Source organism: Escherichia sp. KTE159, from assembly GCF_000408805.1.
Taxonomy (GTDB): Bacteria; Pseudomonadota; Gammaproteobacteria; order Enterobacterales; family Enterobacteriaceae; genus Escherichia; species Escherichia marmotae.
In genome coordinates, this window is sequence record NZ_KE137295.1 from 460,912 (window position 1) to 477,767 (window position 16,856).

At 52.6% G+C, this 16,856-nt stretch carries 13 protein-coding genes; 9 read left to right on the forward strand and 4 right to left on the reverse strand.

Annotated elements, in window-relative coordinates:
- The first annotated feature begins 33 nt into the window (after positions 1-33).
- The 9 genes from ileS to caiF all read left to right on the forward strand — a co-directional run bounded on the left by ileS (position 34) and on the right by caiF (position 12,318).
- Positions 34-2,850, forward strand: coding sequence for an isoleucine--tRNA ligase (gene ileS, locus A31E_RS00910; RefSeq protein WP_001286811.1), 2,817 nt, complete (start codon positions 34-36; stop codon positions 2,848-2,850).
- Positions 2,850-3,344, forward strand: coding sequence for a signal peptidase II (gene lspA, locus A31E_RS00905; RefSeq protein WP_000083379.1), 495 nt, complete (start codon positions 2,850-2,852; stop codon positions 3,342-3,344). Before ileS ends, lspA begins: the two co-directional genes overlap by 1 nt.
- 107 nt (positions 3,345-3,451) lie before the next feature.
- Complete coding sequence (gene fkpB / locus A31E_RS00900) at positions 3,452-3,901, forward strand: FKBP-type peptidyl-prolyl cis-trans isomerase (RefSeq protein ID WP_000004655.1); 450 nt, start codon at positions 3,452-3,454, stop codon at positions 3,899-3,901.
- Between the two features lies 1 nt (position 3,902).
- The gene (gene ispH, locus A31E_RS00895; protein WP_016249593.1) at positions 3,903-4,853 is read left to right on the forward strand and encodes a 4-hydroxy-3-methylbut-2-enyl diphosphate reductase; all 951 of its coding nucleotides are present in this window, start codon (positions 3,903-3,905) and stop codon (positions 4,851-4,853) included.
- Between the two features lie 65 nt (positions 4,854-4,918).
- Positions 4,919-5,833: a ribonucleoside hydrolase RihC gene (rihC, locus tag A31E_RS00890; protein ID WP_016249594.1), complete on the forward strand. Its 915-nt coding sequence runs from the start codon at positions 4,919-4,921 to the stop codon at positions 5,831-5,833.
- Positions 5,834-5,999: 166 nt separating this feature from the next.
- On the forward strand, positions 6,000-6,821 hold the full coding sequence (dapB, locus tag A31E_RS00885; protein ID WP_016249595.1) for a 4-hydroxy-tetrahydrodipicolinate reductase: 822 nt from the start codon (positions 6,000-6,002) through the stop codon (positions 6,819-6,821).
- 456 nt (positions 6,822-7,277) lie between these two features.
- Positions 7,278-8,426 carry a glutamine-hydrolyzing carbamoyl-phosphate synthase small subunit gene (gene carA, locus A31E_RS00880; RefSeq protein ID WP_001517722.1) on the forward strand — a complete coding sequence of 383 codons (1,149 nt, stop codon included), beginning with the start codon at positions 7,278-7,280 and terminating at the stop codon, positions 8,424-8,426.
- 17 nt (positions 8,427-8,443) lie between these two features.
- A complete protein-coding gene (gene carB, locus A31E_RS00875) occupies positions 8,444-11,662 on the forward strand; it encodes a carbamoyl-phosphate synthase large subunit (protein WP_001126327.1) in 3,219 nt (1,072 codons plus the stop codon).
- A 260-nt stretch (positions 11,663-11,922) separates the two neighbouring features.
- A complete protein-coding gene (gene caiF, locus A31E_RS00870; protein WP_000333133.1) occupies positions 11,923-12,318 on the forward strand; it encodes a carnitine metabolism transcriptional regulator CaiF in 396 nt (131 codons plus the stop codon).
- Between the two features lie 118 nt (positions 12,319-12,436).
- Here the strand turns inward: caiF and caiE are convergent, their stop codons facing one another.
- The 4 genes from caiE to caiB all read right to left on the reverse strand — a co-directional run bounded on the left by caiE (position 12,437) and on the right by caiB (position 16,768).
- Entirely contained in the window at positions 12,437-13,027 is a 591-nt protein-coding gene (caiE, locus tag A31E_RS00865; RefSeq protein ID WP_016249596.1) for a carnitine operon protein CaiE, read from the reverse strand.
- Between the two features lie 5 nt (positions 13,028-13,032).
- Positions 13,033-13,818 (reverse strand): crotonobetainyl-CoA hydratase, encoded by a 786-nt coding sequence (gene caiD / locus A31E_RS00860; RefSeq protein ID WP_016249597.1) that lies wholly within the window; start codon positions 13,816-13,818, stop codon positions 13,033-13,035.
- Positions 13,819-13,924: 106 nt separating this feature from the next.
- Entirely contained in the window at positions 13,925-15,478 is a 1,554-nt protein-coding gene (gene caiC, locus A31E_RS00855) for a crotonobetaine/carnitine-CoA ligase (RefSeq protein WP_001517723.1), read from the reverse strand.
- 72 nt (positions 15,479-15,550) lie between these two features.
- Positions 15,551-16,768 carry an L-carnitine CoA-transferase gene (gene caiB, locus A31E_RS00850; protein ID WP_016249598.1) on the reverse strand — a complete coding sequence of 406 codons (1,218 nt, stop codon included), beginning with the start codon at positions 16,766-16,768 and terminating at the stop codon, positions 15,551-15,553.
- Positions 16,769-16,856: the final 88 nt, after the last annotated feature.

Below are 16,856 nucleotides of genomic sequence, written 5' to 3' on the forward strand. Positions count from 1 at the left end.
GTAATCAAACCGAAATACGGAACCGAGAATCTGATGAGTGACTATAAATCAACCCTGAATTTGCCGGAAACAGGGTTCCCGATGCGTGGCGACCTCGCCAAGCGCGAACCGGGAATGCTGGCGCGTTGGACTGATGATGATCTGTACGGCATCATCCGTGCGGCTAAAAAAGGCAAAAAAACCTTCATTCTGCATGATGGCCCTCCTTATGCGAATGGCAGCATTCATATTGGTCACTCGGTTAACAAGATTCTGAAAGACATAATCATCAAGTCCAAAGGGCTTTCTGGATATGACTCGCCGTATGTGCCTGGTTGGGACTGTCACGGTCTGCCGATCGAGCTGAAAGTAGAGCAAGAGTTCGGTAAGCCGGGTGAGAAATTCACCGCAGCCGAGTTTCGCGCCAAGTGTCGCGAATATGCAGCGACCCAGGTTGATGGTCAGCGCAAAGACTTTATCCGTCTGGGGGTGCTGGGCGACTGGTCACATCCGTACCTGACTATGGACTTCAAAACCGAAGCCAACATCATCCGTGCGCTGGGCAAAATTATCGGCAACGGCCATCTGCACAAAGGTGCTAAACCGGTGCACTGGTGCGTAGACTGTCGTTCCGCGCTGGCGGAAGCGGAAGTTGAGTATTACGACAAAACCTCCCCGTCCATCGACGTCGCGTTCCACGCCGCCGATCAGGATGCGCTGAAAGCGAAATTTGGCGTTTCTGACGTTAATGGCCCGATCTCTCTGGTTATCTGGACCACAACGCCGTGGACCCTGCCTGCGAACCGCGCAATCTCTATTGCACCGGATTTCGACTATGCGCTGGTGCAGATCGACGGTCAGGCTGTGATCCTTGCGAAAGATTTGGTTGAAAGCGTGATGCAGCGTATCGGCGTTACCGAATACACCATCCTCGGCACGGTGAAAGGTGCGGAGCTGGAACTGCTGCGCTTTACCCATCCGTTTATGGGCTTCGATGTTCCGGCAATTCTTGGCGATCACGTCACGCTGGATGCCGGTACTGGTGCTGTTCACACTGCGCCTGGCCACGGCCCTGACGACTATGTTATCGGTCAGAAATACGGTCTGGAAACCGCTAACCCGGTTGGCCCGGACGGTACTTATCTGCCGGGAACTTACCCGACGTTAGACGGTGTGAACGTTTTCAAAGCGAATGATATTGTCGTTGCACTGTTGCAGGAAAAAGGCGCGCTGCTGCATGTTGAGAAGCTGCAGCACAGCTATCCGTGCTGCTGGCGTCACAAAACCCCAATCATCTTCCGTGCGACGCCACAGTGGTTCGTCAGCATGGATCAGAAAGGTCTGCGTGCGCAGTCACTGAAAGAGATCAAAGGCGTGCAGTGGATCCCGGACTGGGGCCAGGCGCGTATTGAGTCGATGGTCGCTAACCGTCCTGACTGGTGTATCTCCCGTCAGCGTACCTGGGGCGTACCGATGTCACTGTTCGTGCACAAAGACACTGAAGAGCTGCATCCGCGTACCCTTGAACTGATGGAAGAAGTGGCAAAACGCGTTGAAGTTGACGGCATCCAGGCGTGGTGGGATCTCGATGCAAAAGAGATCCTCGGTGACGACGCTGACCAGTACGTGAAAGTGCCGGATACGCTGGACGTATGGTTTGACTCCGGATCTACGCACTCTTCCGTTGTTGACGTGCGTCCGGAATTTGCCGGTCACGCTGCGGACATGTATCTGGAAGGTTCTGACCAACACCGTGGTTGGTTCATGTCTTCCCTGATGATCTCCACTGCGATGAAAGGCAAAGCGCCATATCGTCAGGTACTGACTCACGGCTTTACCGTGGATGGTCAGGGTCGCAAGATGTCTAAATCCATCGGCAACACCGTTTCGCCGCAGGATGTGATGAACAAGCTTGGCGCGGATATTCTGCGTCTGTGGGTGGCATCAACTGACTACACCGGCGAAATGGCCGTTTCTGACGAGATCCTGAAACGTGCTGCTGACAGCTATCGTCGTATCCGTAACACCGCACGCTTCCTGCTGGCAAACCTCAATGGTTTCGATCCGGCAAAAGATATGGTGAAACCGGAAGAGATGGTGGTACTGGACAGATGGGCCGTGGGTTGTGCGAAAGCGGCTCAGGAAGACATCATCAAGGCTTACGAAGCATACGATTTCCACGAAGTGGTACAGCGTCTGATGCGCTTCTGCTCCGTTGAGATGGGCTCTTTCTACCTCGACATCATCAAAGACCGTCAGTACACCGCCAAAGCAGATAGCGTGGCGCGTCGTAGCTGCCAGACTGCGCTGTATCACATCGCAGAAGCGCTGGTTCGCTGGATGGCACCGATCCTCTCCTTCACTGCGGATGAAGTGTGGGGTTACCTGCCGGGCGAACGTGAAAAATACGTCTTTACCGGTGAGTGGTACGAAGGTCTGTTTGGTCTGGCTGACAGCGAAGCGATGAACGATGCGTTCTGGGACGAGTTGCTGCAAGTGCGTGGCGAAGTGAACAAAGTCATTGAGCAAGCGCGTGCTGACAAGAAAGTGGGTGGCTCGCTGGAAGCGGCAGTAACCTTGTACGCAGAACCGGAACTGGCAGCGAAACTGAACGCGTTGGGCGATGAATTACGATTTGTCCTGTTGACCTCCGGCGCTACCGTTGCAGACTATAACAACGCACCTGCTGATGCTCAGCAGAGCGAAGTACTCAAAGGGCTGAAAGTCGCGTTGAGTAAAGCCGAAGGTGAGAAGTGCCCACGCTGCTGGCATTACACCCAGGATGTCGGCAAGGTGGCGGAGCATGCAGAAATCTGCGGCCGCTGTGTCAGCAACGTCGCCGGTGACGGTGAAAAACGTAAGTTTGCCTGATGAGTCAATCGATCTGTTCAACAGGGCTACGCTGGCTGTGGCTGGTAGTAGTCGTGCTGATTATCGATCTGGGCAGCAAATACCTTATCCTCCAGAATTTTGCTCTGGGGGATACGGTTCCGCTGTTCCCGTCGCTTAATCTGCATTATGCGCGTAACTATGGCGCGGCGTTTAGTTTCCTTGCCGATAGCGGCGGCTGGCAGCGTTGGTTCTTTGCCGGTATTGCAATTGGTATTAGCGTGATCCTGACGGTGATGATGTATCGCTCGAAGGCCACGCAGAAACTGAACAACATTGCTTACGCGCTGATTATTGGCGGTGCGCTGGGCAACCTGTTCGACCGCCTGTGGCACGGCTTTGTGGTCGATATGATCGACTTCTACGTTGGCGACTGGCACTTCGCCACCTTCAACCTCGCTGATACTGCCATCTGTGTCGGCGCGGCACTGATTGTGCTGGAAGGTTTTTTGCCTTCGAAAGCGAAAAAACAATAATAAACCCTGCCGGATGCGATGCTGACGCATCTTATCCGGCCTACAGATTGCTGCGAAATCGTAGGCCGCATCCGGCAAACATCCTCAAAATACAAGAGCAAACCTGCATGTCTGAATCTGTACAGAGCAATAGCGCCGTCCTGGTGCACTTCACGCTAAAACTCGACGATGGCACCACCGCTGAGTCTACCCGCAACAACGGTAAACCGGCGCTGTTCCGCCTTGGTGACGCTTCTCTTTCCGAAGGGCTGGAGCAACACCTGCTGGGGCTGAAAGTGGGCGATAAAACCACCTTCTCGCTGGAGCCTGATGCGGCGTTTGGCGTACCGTCACCGGACCTGATTCAGTACTTCTCCCGCCGTGAGTTTATGGATGCAGGCGAGCCAGAAATTGGCGCAATAATGCTTTTTACCGCAATGGATGGCAGTGAGATGCCTGGCGTGATCCGCGAGATTAACGGCGACTCTATTACCGTTGATTTCAACCATCCGCTGGCCGGGCAGACCGTTCATTTTGATATTGAAGTGCTGGAAATCGATCCGGCACTGGAGGCGTAACATGCAGATCCTGTTGGCCAACCCACGTGGTTTTTGTGCCGGGGTAGACCGCGCTATCAGCATTGTTGAAAACGCGCTGGCCATTTACGGCGCACCGATTTATGTCCGCCACGAAGTGGTGCATAACCGCTACGTGGTCGATAGCCTGCGCGAGCGTGGCGCTATCTTTATTGAGCAGATCAGCGAAGTGCCGGATGGCGCAATCCTGATTTTCTCCGCGCACGGTGTTTCCCAGGCTGTACGCAACGAAGCGAAAAGCCGCGATCTGACGGTATTCGATGCAACTTGTCCGCTGGTGACCAAAGTGCATATGGAAGTCGCCCGCGCCAGCCGTCGTGGCGAAGAATCTATTCTCATTGGCCATGCCGGGCACCCGGAAGTGGAAGGTACGATGGGGCAGTACAGTAACCCGGAAGGGGGAATGTATCTGGTCGAGTCACCGGACGACGTGTGGAAACTGACGGTCAAAAACGAAGATAAACTCTCCTTTATGACCCAGACCACGCTGTCGGTGGATGACACTTCGGATGTTATCGATGCGCTGCGTAAACGTTTTCCGAAGATTGTCGGGCCGCGCAAAGATGACATCTGTTACGCCACCACCAACCGCCAGGAAGCGGTACGCGCTCTGGCAGAGCAGGCGGAAGTGGTACTGGTCGTTGGTTCGAAAAACTCATCCAACTCCAATCGTCTGGCGGAACTGGCACAGCGTATGGGCAAACGCGCGTTTTTGATTGATGATGCGACAGATATCCAGGAAGAGTGGGTGAAAGACGTTAAATGTGTCGGCGTGACTGCGGGGGCATCGGCTCCGGATATTCTGGTGCAGAATGTGGTTGCACGTTTACAGCAGCTTGGCGGCGGCGAAGCCATTCCGCTGGAAGGCCGCGAAGAAAACATTGTTTTCGAAGTGCCGAAAGAGTTGCGTGTGGATATTCGTGAAGTTGATTAAGTCATTAGCAGCCTAAGTTATGCGAAAATGCCGGTCTTGTTACCGGCATTTTTTATGGAGAAAACATGCGATTACCTATTTTCCTCGATACTGATCCCGGCATCGATGATGCCGTTGCCATTGCCGCCGCGATTTTTGCTCCCGAACTCGACCTGCAACTGATGACCACCGTTGCGGGTAATGTCTCAGTTGAGAAAACCACGCGTAACGCCCTGCAACTGCTGCATTTCTGGAATGTGGATATTCCGCTCGCCCAGGGCGCTGCTGTACCGCTGGTACGCGCGCCGCGTAATGCGGCATCTGTGCACGGCGAATCGGGAATGGCTGGCTACGACTTTGTTGAACACAACAGAAGCCCGCTGGATAAACCGGCATTTCTGGCTATTCGTGATGCTCTGATACGTGCGCCAGAACCCGTTACTCTGGTGGCTATCGGCCCGTTGACCAATATCGCGCTGTTACTTTCACAATGCCCGGAATGCAAACCGCATATTCGCCGTCTGGTGATCATGGGCGGTTCCGCCGGACGCGGCAACTGTACGCCAAACGCCGAGTTTAATATCGCAGTCGATCCGGAAGCAGCGGCATGTGTCTTCCGTAGTGACATTGAAATTGTCATGTGTGGTCTGGATGTCACCAATCAGGCGATATTAACCCCAGACTATCTCGCCACGTTGCCGGAGTTGAATCGTACCGGGAAAATGCTTCACGCCTTGTTTAGCCACTATCGCAGCGGCAGTATGCAAAGCGGTCTGCGTATGCACGATCTCTGCGCTATCGCCTGGCTGGTGCGTCCGGATTTGTTCACCCTCAAACCCTGTTTTGTGGCGGTGGAAACTCAGGGGGAATTTACTTCGGGCACTACGGTCGTTGATATTGACGGTTGCCTGGGTAAACCTGCCAATGTACAGGTGGCGCTGGATCTGGATGTGAAAGGTTTCCAACAGTGGGTGGCTGAGGTGCTGGCCCTGGCACCATAACCTGTCACATATTATCGGCATGTAGTCATTTACTGACTCATGCCTTTCACTGATATCCCTCCCTGTTTATCATTAATTTCTAATTATCGGCGTTTTTGGCTGGCGGCGTAGCGATGCGCTGGTTACTCTGAAAACGGTCTATGCAAATTAACAAAAGAGAATAGCTATGCATGATGCAAACATCCGCGTTGCCATCGCGGGAGCCGGTGGGCGTATGGGCCGCCAGTTGATTCAGGCGGCGCTGGCGTTAGAGGGCGTGCAGCTTGGCGCGGCGCTGGAGCGTGAAGGATCTTCTTTACTGGGCAGTGACGCCGGTGAACTGGCTGGAGCCGGAAAAACCGGCGTTACCGTACAAAGCAGCCTGGATGCGGTAAAAGATGATTTTGATGTGTTTATTGATTTTACCCGTCCGGAAGGCACGCTGAACCATCTGGCATTTTGTCGCCAGCATGGCAAAGGGATGGTGATTGGCACGACGGGTTTTGATGACGCAGGCAAGCAGGCGATTCGTGATGCCGCCGGGGATATTGCGATTGTCTTTGCCGCCAACTTTAGTGTCGGCGTTAATGTGATGCTTAAGCTGCTGGAGAAAGCCGCTCAGGTAATGGGTGACTACACGGATATCGAGATTATTGAAGCACATCACAGGCATAAAGTGGATGCGCCGTCGGGCACTGCGCTGGCGATGGGAGAGGCGATTGCCCATGCACTGAACAAAGATCTGAAAGATTGCGCAGTTTACAGCCGTGAAGGTCATACCGGTGAACGAGTGCCAGGCACCATTGGTTTTGCCACCGTCCGTGCCGGCGACATCGTTGGCGAACATACCGCCATGTTTGCCGATATTGGCGAACGTCTGGAGATTACGCATAAGGCTTCCAGCCGCATGACCTTTGCTAACGGCGCGGTAAGATCGGCTTTGTGGCTGAATGGCAAAGAAAGTGGGATTTTTGACATGCGAGATGTGCTTAATCTCAATGCGTTATAACAACAAAACATTAGTGTTGATGCAAAAATAACACATCTAACTTTATAATTATAAAGGGCTTTAAATTTTAGCCCTTTTATTTTGATTGTTCTTATTGTTAATTGGTGTGAGTTGCTAAAAATATCATGTTTTGTTGGTGATTTTTGTTGTTTTAATGTAAATTTTGACCGTTTGGTCCACTTTTTATCTGACGAAATTGGTTTTATACATTCTTCTCTCTGCGCAAGCGTTTTCCAGACTATGTTAGATGATATTTTTGCCGCTTAATGCCATCAAAATATGTGTGATGCATAAAATCATATAATAAATACCGCGATTGAGTTGACTTTTAGCTTCCATATCTCCAGAATGCCGCCGTTTGCCAGAAATTCGTCGGTAAGCAGATTTGCATTGATTCATGTCATCATTGTGAATTAATATGCAAATAAAGTGAGTGAATATTCTCTGGAGGGTGTTTTGATTAAGTCAGCGCTATTGGTTCTGGAAGACGGAACCCAGTTTCACGGTCGGGCCATAGGGGCAACAGGTTCGGCGGTTGGGGAAGTCGTTTTCAATACTTCAATGACCGGTTATCAAGAAATCCTCACTGATCCTTCCTATTCTCGCCAAATCGTTACTCTTACTTATCCCCATATTGGTAATGTCGGCACTAATGACGCCGATGAAGAATCCTCCCAGGTACATGCACAAGGTCTGGTGATTCGCGACCTGCCGCTGATTGCCAGCAACTTTCGTAATACCGAAGACCTCTCTTCTTACCTGAAACGCCATAACATTGTGGCGATTGCCGATATCGATACCCGTAAGCTGACGCGTTTACTGCGTGAGAAAGGCGCACAGAATGGTTGCATCATCGCGGGCGATAACCCGGATGCGGCGCTGGCGTTAGAAAAAGCCCGCGCGTTCCCTGGGCTGAACGGCATGGATCTGGCAAAAGAAGTGACTACCGCTGAAGCCTATAGCTGGACACAAGGGAGCTGGACGCTGGCTGGCGGCCTGCCGGAAGCGAAAAAAGAAGACGAGCTGCCGTTCCATGTGGTGGCCTACGATTTCGGTGCTAAGCGCAACATCCTGCGGATGCTGGTGGACAGAGGCTGCCGCCTGACTATCGTTCCGGCGCAAACGTCTGCTGAAGACGTGCTGAAAATGAATCCGGACGGCATCTTCCTCTCGAACGGTCCTGGCGACCCGGCTCCATGCGATTACGCTATTACCGCCATCCAGAAATTCCTCGAAACTGACATCCCGGTATTTGGCATCTGCCTCGGTCATCAGTTGCTGGCGCTGGCCAGTGGCGCGAAGACGGTCAAAATGAAATTTGGTCATCATGGCGGCAACCATCCGGTTAAAGATATTGAGAAAAATGTGGTGATGATTACCGCCCAGAACCACGGTTTTGCGGTGGACGAAGCAACATTACCTGCAAATCTGCGCGTGACGCATAAATCCCTGTTCGACGGTACGTTACAGGGCATTCATCGCACCGATAAACCGGCATTCAGCTTCCAGGGGCACCCTGAAGCCAGCCCGGGGCCGCACGACGCAGCTATGTTGTTCGACCACTTTATCGAGTTAATTGAGCAGTACCGTAAAACCGCTAAGTAATCAGGAGTAAAAGAGCCATGCCAAAACGTACAGATATAAAAAGTATCCTGATTCTGGGTGCTGGCCCGATTGTTATCGGCCAGGCGTGTGAGTTTGACTACTCTGGCGCGCAAGCATGTAAAGCCCTGCGTGAAGAGGGTTACCGCGTCATTCTGGTGAACTCCAACCCGGCGACCATTATGACCGATCCGGAAATGGCCGATGCGACCTACATTGAGCCGATTCACTGGGAAGTAGTACGCAAAATTATCGAAAAAGAGCGCCCGGATGCAGTTCTGCCAACGATGGGCGGCCAGACAGCGCTGAACTGTGCACTGGAACTGGAGCGCCAGGGCGTACTGGAAGAGTTCGGCGTAACCATGATTGGTGCCACCGCCGACGCGATTGATAAAGCAGAAGACCGTCGCCGTTTCGACGTGGCGATGAAGAAAATCGGTCTGGAAACCGCGCGTTCCGGTATCGCGCACTCAATGGAAGAAGCACTGGCGGTTGCTGCTGACGTGGGCTTCCCGTGCATCATTCGCCCCAGCTTCACTATGGGCGGTAGTGGTGGCGGTATCGCTTATAACCGCGAAGAGTTTGAAGAAATTTGCGCTCGCGGTCTGGATCTCTCCCCAACCAAAGAGCTGCTGATTGACGAGTCGCTGATTGGCTGGAAAGAGTACGAGATGGAAGTGGTGCGTGATAAAAACGACAACTGCATCATCGTCTGCTCTATCGAAAACTTCGATGCGATGGGCATCCACACCGGTGACTCCATTACCGTAGCGCCAGCCCAGACGCTGACCGACAAAGAATATCAAATCATGCGTAACGCCTCGATGGCGGTACTGCGTGAAATCGGTGTTGAAACGGGCGGTTCCAACGTCCAGTTTGCGGTTAACCCGAAAAACGGTCGTCTGATTGTTATCGAAATGAACCCGCGTGTATCCCGCTCTTCGGCGCTGGCGTCGAAAGCCACTGGCTTCCCGATTGCCAAAGTGGCGGCGAAACTGGCAGTCGGTTACACCCTCGACGAACTGATGAACGACATCACCGGCGGTCGTACTCCGGCCTCTTTCGAGCCGTCCATTGACTACGTGGTCACCAAAATTCCTCGCTTTAACTTCGAGAAATTTGCCGGGGCTAACGACCGTTTGACCACCCAGATGAAATCGGTTGGTGAAGTGATGGCGATTGGTCGCACGCAGCAGGAATCGCTGCAAAAAGCCCTGCGCGGCCTGGAAGTGGGCGCGACCGGTTTCGATCCGAAAGTGAGCCTCGATGATCCGGAAGCCCTGACTAAAATCCGCCGTGAACTGAAAGATGCAGGCGCAGAGCGTATCTGGTACATCGCAGATGCCTTCCGTGCGGGCCTGTCTGTAGACGGCGTCTTTAACCTGACCAACATTGACCGCTGGTTCCTGGTACAAATTGAAGAGCTGGTGCGTCTGGAAGAGAAAGTGGCAGAAGTGGGTATCACTGGCCTGAACGCTGACTTCCTGCGCCAGTTGAAACGCAAAGGTTTTGCCGATGCGCGTCTGGCTAAACTGGCAGGTGTGCGCGAAGCGGAAATCCGCAAACTGCGCGACCAGTACAACCTGCACCCGGTCTACAAACGCGTTGATACCTGTGCCGCAGAATTTGCGACTGACACTGCGTACATGTACTCCACCTATGAAGATGAGTGCGAAGCGAATCCGTCCACGCGTGACAAAATCATGGTGCTCGGCGGCGGCCCGAACCGTATCGGCCAGGGTATCGAGTTTGACTACTGCTGCGTACACGCCTCGCTGGCGCTACGCGAAGACGGTTTTGAGACCATTATGGTTAACTGTAACCCGGAAACCGTCTCCACCGACTACGACACTTCCGACCGTCTCTATTTTGAGCCGGTAACCCTGGAAGATGTGCTGGAAATTGTGCGCATCGAGAAACCGAAAGGCGTTATCGTCCAGTACGGCGGTCAGACCCCGCTGAAACTGGCGCGCGCGCTGGAAGCCGCTGGTGTACCGGTTATTGGCACCAGTCCGGATGCCATCGACCGCGCGGAAGACCGTGAACGCTTCCAGCACGCGGTTGACCGTCTGAAACTGAAGCAACCGGCGAACGCCACCGTTACTGCTATTGAGATGGCAGTTGAGAAGGCGAAAGAGATTGGTTACCCGCTGGTGGTGCGTCCGTCTTATGTTCTTGGCGGTCGGGCGATGGAGATCGTCTACGACGAAGCCGACCTGCGTCGTTACTTCCAGACCGCGGTGAGCGTGTCCAACGATGCCCCCGTGCTGCTGGATCACTTCCTCGATGATGCGGTAGAAGTCGATGTGGACGCTATCTGCGACGGCGAAATGGTGCTGATTGGCGGCATTATGGAACATATTGAGCAGGCTGGTGTGCACTCCGGTGACTCAGCGTGTTCTCTGCCTGCATACACGTTAAGTCAGGAAATTCAGGATGTAATGCGCCAGCAGGTGCAGAAACTGGCCTTCGAATTGCAGGTGCGCGGCCTGATGAACGTGCAGTTTGCAGTGAAAAACAACGAAGTCTACCTGATTGAAGTTAACCCGCGTGCGGCGCGTACCGTTCCGTTCGTCTCCAAAGCCACCGGTGTTCCGTTGGCGAAAGTGGCGGCACGCGTGATGGCAGGTAAATCGCTGGCTGAGCAGGGCGTGACTAAAGAAGTTATCCCGCCGTACTACTCGGTGAAAGAAGTGGTACTGCCGTTCAACAAATTCCCGGGCGTTGACCCGCTGTTAGGGCCAGAAATGCGCTCTACCGGGGAAGTGATGGGTGTTGGTCGCACCTTCGCTGAAGCGTTTGCTAAAGCACAGTTGGGCAGCAACTCCACGATGAAGAAACAGGGCCGTGCGCTGCTCTCCGTGCGCGAAGGCGACAAAGAGCGTGTAGTGGACCTGGCAGCAAAACTGCTGAAGCAGGGCTTCGAGCTGGATGCAACCCACGGTACAGCGATTGTGCTGGGTGAAGCGGGCATCAACCCGCGTCTGGTTAACAAGGTGCATGAAGGTCGTCCGCACATTCAGGATCGTATTAAGAATGGCGAATATACCTATATCATCAACACCACTTCAGGCCGTCGCGCGATTGAAGACTCCCGCGTGATTCGTCGCAGTGCGCTGCAATATAAAGTGCATTACGACACCACCCTGAATGGCGGTTTCGCTACCGCAATGGCGCTGAATGCCGATGCGACCGAAAAAGTGATTTCGGTACAAGAAATGCACGCGCAGATCAAATAATGGAGTGTCATGGCGGATATGTTTTATCCGCCATTTTGATCAAATATCTAATACGGTTCTCTGATGAGAACCGTTTTTTTTTACCAATAAGGAAAATCTTTCCTGAAATCTATATTTTTGATGATGTAAGCAGGATTTAGCTCACACTTATCAACAGTGAAGTTGCATATTATCGATATAACTACAATTTTAATATGGCCTTGTTTAATTGCTTAAAACGAGTCATAGCCAGATTTTTAATTTGTGAAACTGGAGTTTGTATGTGTGAAGGATATGTTGAAAAACCACTCTATTTGTTAATTGCCGAATGGATGATGGTTGAAAACCGGTGGGTGACGGCAAGAGAGATCTCTATTCATTTCGATATTGAACACAGCAAGGCGATTAATACCCTGACTTATATTCTGTCGGAGGTCGCAGAAATAAGCTGCGAAGTTAAGATGATCCCTAATAAGCTGGAAGGGCGGGGATGTCAGTGTCAGCGGTTAGTAAAAGTGGTTGAGATTGATGCACAAATTTATGCGCGTCTGCGGAATAATAGCCGGGAAAAATTAGTCGGCGTAAGAAAGACGCCGCGTATTCCGACCGTTCCGCTCACGGAGCTTAACCGCGAGCAGAAGTGGCAGATGATGTTATCAAAGAGTATGCGTCGTTAATTTAATCTTGTGGATATCGCGAGACCTGGTTGCCGGATGCGATGCTGGTGCATCTTATCTGGCCTACGGGGGCTCTCCGGCCAGGTCGGATAAGGCATTTACGCCACGTCCGACGATGTTACCGCTTTGGCGTCACATTCGTCGTCCCCTGTAAACGGGGGCGATTTTCCTCCATTTGCCTCAGCGGCTGTGTTTCTCGTAACGATGCATGGCAGCGCCCGACCAAATCCTGATATTCTTTGGTATTCAACCGCTTCCAGTGCAACTCTTCATCGCTGACGCTGCGCACCGCACGGGCTGGCGTGCCCATCAACAACTGACGTTTCTCGCCGCTAAAGCCCGCTTTGACAAAACTCATGGCGGCAACAATGCTTTCTTCGCCAATGACCGCGCCATCCATAATCACGCTGTTCATCCCGACCAGGGCATCACGGCCAATCATACAGCCATGCAGGATAGCACCATGACCGATATGACCGTTTTCCCCCACAATGGTGTCAGTGTCGCAGTAGCCGTGCATGATGCAGCCATCCTGAATATTGGCTCCTGCTTGTACAATCAGCCGTCCGTAATCACCGCGTAGCGAGGAGAGGGGGCCGATGTAAACGCCGGCTCCCACAATTACATCGCCAATCAATACTGCACAGGGATGAACAAACGCCGTCGGGTGAACCACTGGAATTAACCCTTCAAAGGCGTAATAGCTCACGGTTGTTAACGCCCTTTCCACACTGGATCGCGCTTCTCAGCAAACGCCAGTGGCCCTTCAATGGCATCTTCCGAATGCAGCACTGCAGGGTAATGTTGCAACACGCCGCTGCGAATAAAACGATACGCCTCTTCGACCGGCATTTCGCTGGTGGTGCGGTAGATCTCTTTTAGCGCCGCAATCGCCAGCGGGGCGCTATTAACCAGTTGCTGTGCCAGTTCGCGGGCGTTATCCATTAGCTCCGCCTGGCTAACCACGCGGTTGACAATCCCCCAACGCAGCGCCTCTTCTGCGCCCATCCGTCTGCCAGTCATCACCATTTCATTGACGATAGCAGGCGGCAGGATCTTCGGCAGACGCAGCACGCCGCCGCTGTCCGGAACGATGCCCAGTTTAGCTTCCGGTAGGGCAAAACTGGCGTTATTGGCACAAACAATAAAATCTGCTGCCAGCGCCAGTTCAAAGCCACCGCCAAAGGCGTAGCCGTTCACGGCTGCGATGACCGGTTTATCGAGATTGAAAATTTCAGTTAATCCGGCAAAACCGCCTGGGCCAAAGTCAGCATCTGGTGCTTCGCCTTCTGCTGCCGCTTTTAAATCCCAGCCAGCGGAAAAGAATTTTTCTCCGGCACCGGTAATAATGGCGACGCGTAATTGCGGATCGTCACGGAAATTAAGAAATGCTTCGCCCATTTCAAAGCTGGTTTTAGCATCAATTGCATTAGCTTTTGGACGGTCAAGGGTAATTTCCAGAATTGATCCATTGCGGGTCAGATGTAATGATTCACTCATTCCTTTTCTCCATTTTTGCTTTTTCAGGGACGACAATGCCCTGCAAAAAATGCATATTATTTTATGGTGTGATTATTAGCTGGCGAGATAATTCCCGCGGTTTCATTTATTTAAGATTCTTTCTGATTATTTTCCCCGAACAGTTACGCGGCAGATCTTTTCTGATTTCCAGATAAGATGGCACTTTAAATTTCGCCATATTCTGCTCACAGAAGAAGAAAAATTCTTCTTCGCTCAATGTTTCGCCTTCATTCAGCACTACAAACGCTTTGATGGCTTCATCACGAATAGAATCTTTAATACCAACGACCACAATGTCCTGAATTTTTGGATGCGCGGAGATAATATTTTCCAGCTCTACACAAGAGACATTCTCGCCACCGCGTTTGATCATATTGCAGCGACGATCGACGAAGTAAAAAAAGCCCTCTTCGTCGCGGTATCCCGTATCGCCGGTATGCAACCAGCCATCGGCTTCCAGGACTCTGGCGGTGGCCTGCGGATTGAGAAAATATTCTTTGAAGATGGTTTTCCCTGGTTCGCCTTTAATGCAGATTTCGCCAATCTCCCCTGCGGGGAGTGGGCGATTGTGATCGTCGCGGATCTCCGCTTCGTAGCAAAATCCTGCACGACCAATCGACGGCCAGCGACGCTTATCGCCGGGGCGATCGCCGATAATGCCGACAATGGTTTCTGTCATCCCGTAAGACGTCAGCAAGCGGACGCCGAAGCGTTCACAAAACGCGTCTTTTTCCTGCTCTGACAGGTTGAGGTAAAACATCACTTCCCGCAGGCAGTGTTGCCTATCGTTCGCAGAAGGTGGTTGTACCATCAGGGTGCGGATCATCATCGGAATACATTCGGTGACGGTGGCGCGATACTTTTGTACTTGCCCCCAGAAGGCGCGGGCGCTGTATTTTTCCACCAGCACAAAGGTCGCACCCGCCGAAAATGCCGCCATCGCCGCAGTACACTGGCAATCGATATGAAACGCAGGCATCACCGTCAGGTAGACATCATCGTCACGCACTGCACATTGCCAGGCGGAGTAATATCCGGCGAAGCGCAGATTGTAATGGGTAATTACCACCCCTTTCGGGCGGGAGGTTGTACCGGAGGTAAAAAGAATTTCCGCCGTATCGTCGGTCGATAACGGCGGTGCGTAGCACAAGGTTGCAGGTTGCTGAGTTTTCAGTTGTGCAAACGAACTGGCACCATCACCAGCGGGAAGCGCCACATCGGTCAGGCAAATATGCCGTAGTTGCGTGGCATCTTCCTGCTGAATCTGCCGATACATAGGATAAAATTGTGCACTGGTCACCAACAGACACGCCTGGCTGTTTTGCAGGATCCACGCGCTCTCTTCACGCAGCAGTCGGGCATTAATCGGCACCATAATCGCGCCAATTTTTGCCAACCCGAACCAGCAAAAGATAAATTCCGGGCAGTTGTCGAGATGCAGCGCGACCTTGTCGCCTTTGCGAATTCCCAGCGTATAAAACAGGTTTGCCGTGCGGTTAATTTCTTGATTTAACTCAAGATAACTATACCGGTTGACGTTCCCGCCGCTGGATTCACAAATTAGCGCCGTTTTATGACCGTAAACGTCCGCCAGATCGTCCCACATTTGACGTAGATGTTGTCCGCCAATGATATCCATTGCACCTCTATCCATTTTGTTCGTTTGTTATTGGGCGGGTGCTAGTCAGGCAAGCCAACTAGCACCACGCGTTTAGTCCTCAACTTTGGCCAGACCTTTGCTGACCAACTCCTGAATGTCGTTTTCGCTGTAGCCGATGGTTTTCAAAATGGCAGCGGTGTCCATGCCGTGCGACGGCATTCCGCGCCAGATTTGGCCTGGGTTATTTTTGAATTTCGGCATAACGTTCGGCCCTTTGCAGGTACGGCCATCCATCGTTTGCCACTGGGTGATTGATTCGCGGGCAACGTACTGTGGATTGCTTTCCAGCTCCGGCACGGTCAGCACTTTGGCGCAGGCGATATTCAGTTCGGCAAAGCGTTCTTTTACTTCTGCTATCGTGTGTGCCGCCAGCCAGGCATCGAGTTTCTCTTCTACCAGAGGGCCGTAAGGGCATTCGATACGGTGGATAAGCTGAGTGCCTTGCGGAATTTCCGGCGTACCGAGCAGATGCTCGAGGCCAATATCTTTAAAGCACTCTGCAATCTGGGTAATGCCCACCAGTTCCATCACGATGTAGCCATCGGCACATTTGTACAGACCGCAACCGGCGTAGTAGGGATCTTTCCCTTTGGTCATGCGCGGGCACATTTCGCCGCCGTTGAAGTAGTCCATCATGAAGTACTGACCCATGCGCAGCATCACTTCATACATGGTGATGTCGATGCTTTCGCCTTTGCCGGTTTCGCGCACTTTATGCAGTGCTGCCAGCGCCGCGGTGGTGGCGGTCAGGCCGGAGAAGTAGTCAGCGGTGTACGGGAAAGCAGGCATTGGCTGGTCAACATCGCCGTTCTGAATCAGGTAGCCACTGAAGGCCTGTGCAATGGTGTTATAGGCTGGAAGATTGGTGTACTCCTCGGTGCCATACTGACCAAAACCGGACAGGTGAGCGATAACCAGTTTCGGGTTGTGCTGCCATAGCACTTCATCAGTAATGCCACGGCGAGCAAAGGCCGGGCCTTTACTGGCTTCGATGAAGATATCGGTGGTTTCCATTAATTTCAGAAACGCTTCGCGGCCTTCATCTTTGAAGATATTTAACGACAGCGCGTGCAAATTGCGGCGGGAAAGCTGCGGGTAATTTGGTTGAACGCGGATGGTGTCGGCCCAGGCGACGTTTTCGATCCAGATAACTTCTGCGCCCCATTCTGCGAACATTTGTCCGGCGAACGGCCCGGCGATTTCGATACCGGAGAAGACAACCCGTAATCCGGCCAGCGGCCCGAATTTCGGCATCGGTAGATGATCCATTATTAGCTCCTGAAAAATGTGTGTAGCCTTTGTAAGCCTGATAAGCGAAGCACATCAGGCATCGCCGCACGGTTGCCGGATGCGGCGT

What these genes read in the sequence shown, in the direction of transcription:
- fkpB (WP_000004655.1), top strand. Translation starts at nt 3,452, where the DNA reads ATGTCTGAATCTGTACAGAGCAATAGCGCCGTCCTGGTGCACTTCACG.
- dapB (WP_016249595.1), top strand. Translation starts at nt 6,000, where the DNA reads ATGCATGATGCAAACATCCGCGTTGCCATCGCGGGAGCCGGTGGGCGT.
- caiF (WP_000333133.1), top strand. Translation starts at nt 11,923, where the DNA reads ATGTGTGAAGGATATGTTGAAAAACCACTCTATTTGTTAATTGCCGAA.
- caiD (WP_016249597.1), bottom strand. Translation starts at nt 13,818, where the DNA reads ATGAGTGAATCATTACATCTGACCCGCAATGGATCAATTCTGGAAATT.
- lspA (WP_000083379.1), top strand. Translation starts at nt 2,850, where the DNA reads ATGAGTCAATCGATCTGTTCAACAGGGCTACGCTGGCTGTGGCTGGTA.
- carB (WP_001126327.1), top strand. Translation starts at nt 8,444, where the DNA reads ATGCCAAAACGTACAGATATAAAAAGTATCCTGATTCTGGGTGCTGGC.
- rihC (WP_016249594.1), top strand. Translation starts at nt 4,919, where the DNA reads ATGCGATTACCTATTTTCCTCGATACTGATCCCGGCATCGATGATGCC.
- ispH (WP_016249593.1), top strand. Translation starts at nt 3,903, where the DNA reads ATGCAGATCCTGTTGGCCAACCCACGTGGTTTTTGTGCCGGGGTAGAC.
- caiC (WP_001517723.1), bottom strand. Translation starts at nt 15,478, where the DNA reads ATGGATATCATTGGCGGACAACATCTACGTCAAATGTGGGACGATCTG.
- ileS (WP_001286811.1), top strand. Translation starts at nt 34, where the DNA reads ATGAGTGACTATAAATCAACCCTGAATTTGCCGGAAACAGGGTTCCCG.
- caiB (WP_016249598.1), bottom strand. Translation starts at nt 16,768, where the DNA reads ATGGATCATCTACCGATGCCGAAATTCGGGCCGCTGGCCGGATTACGG.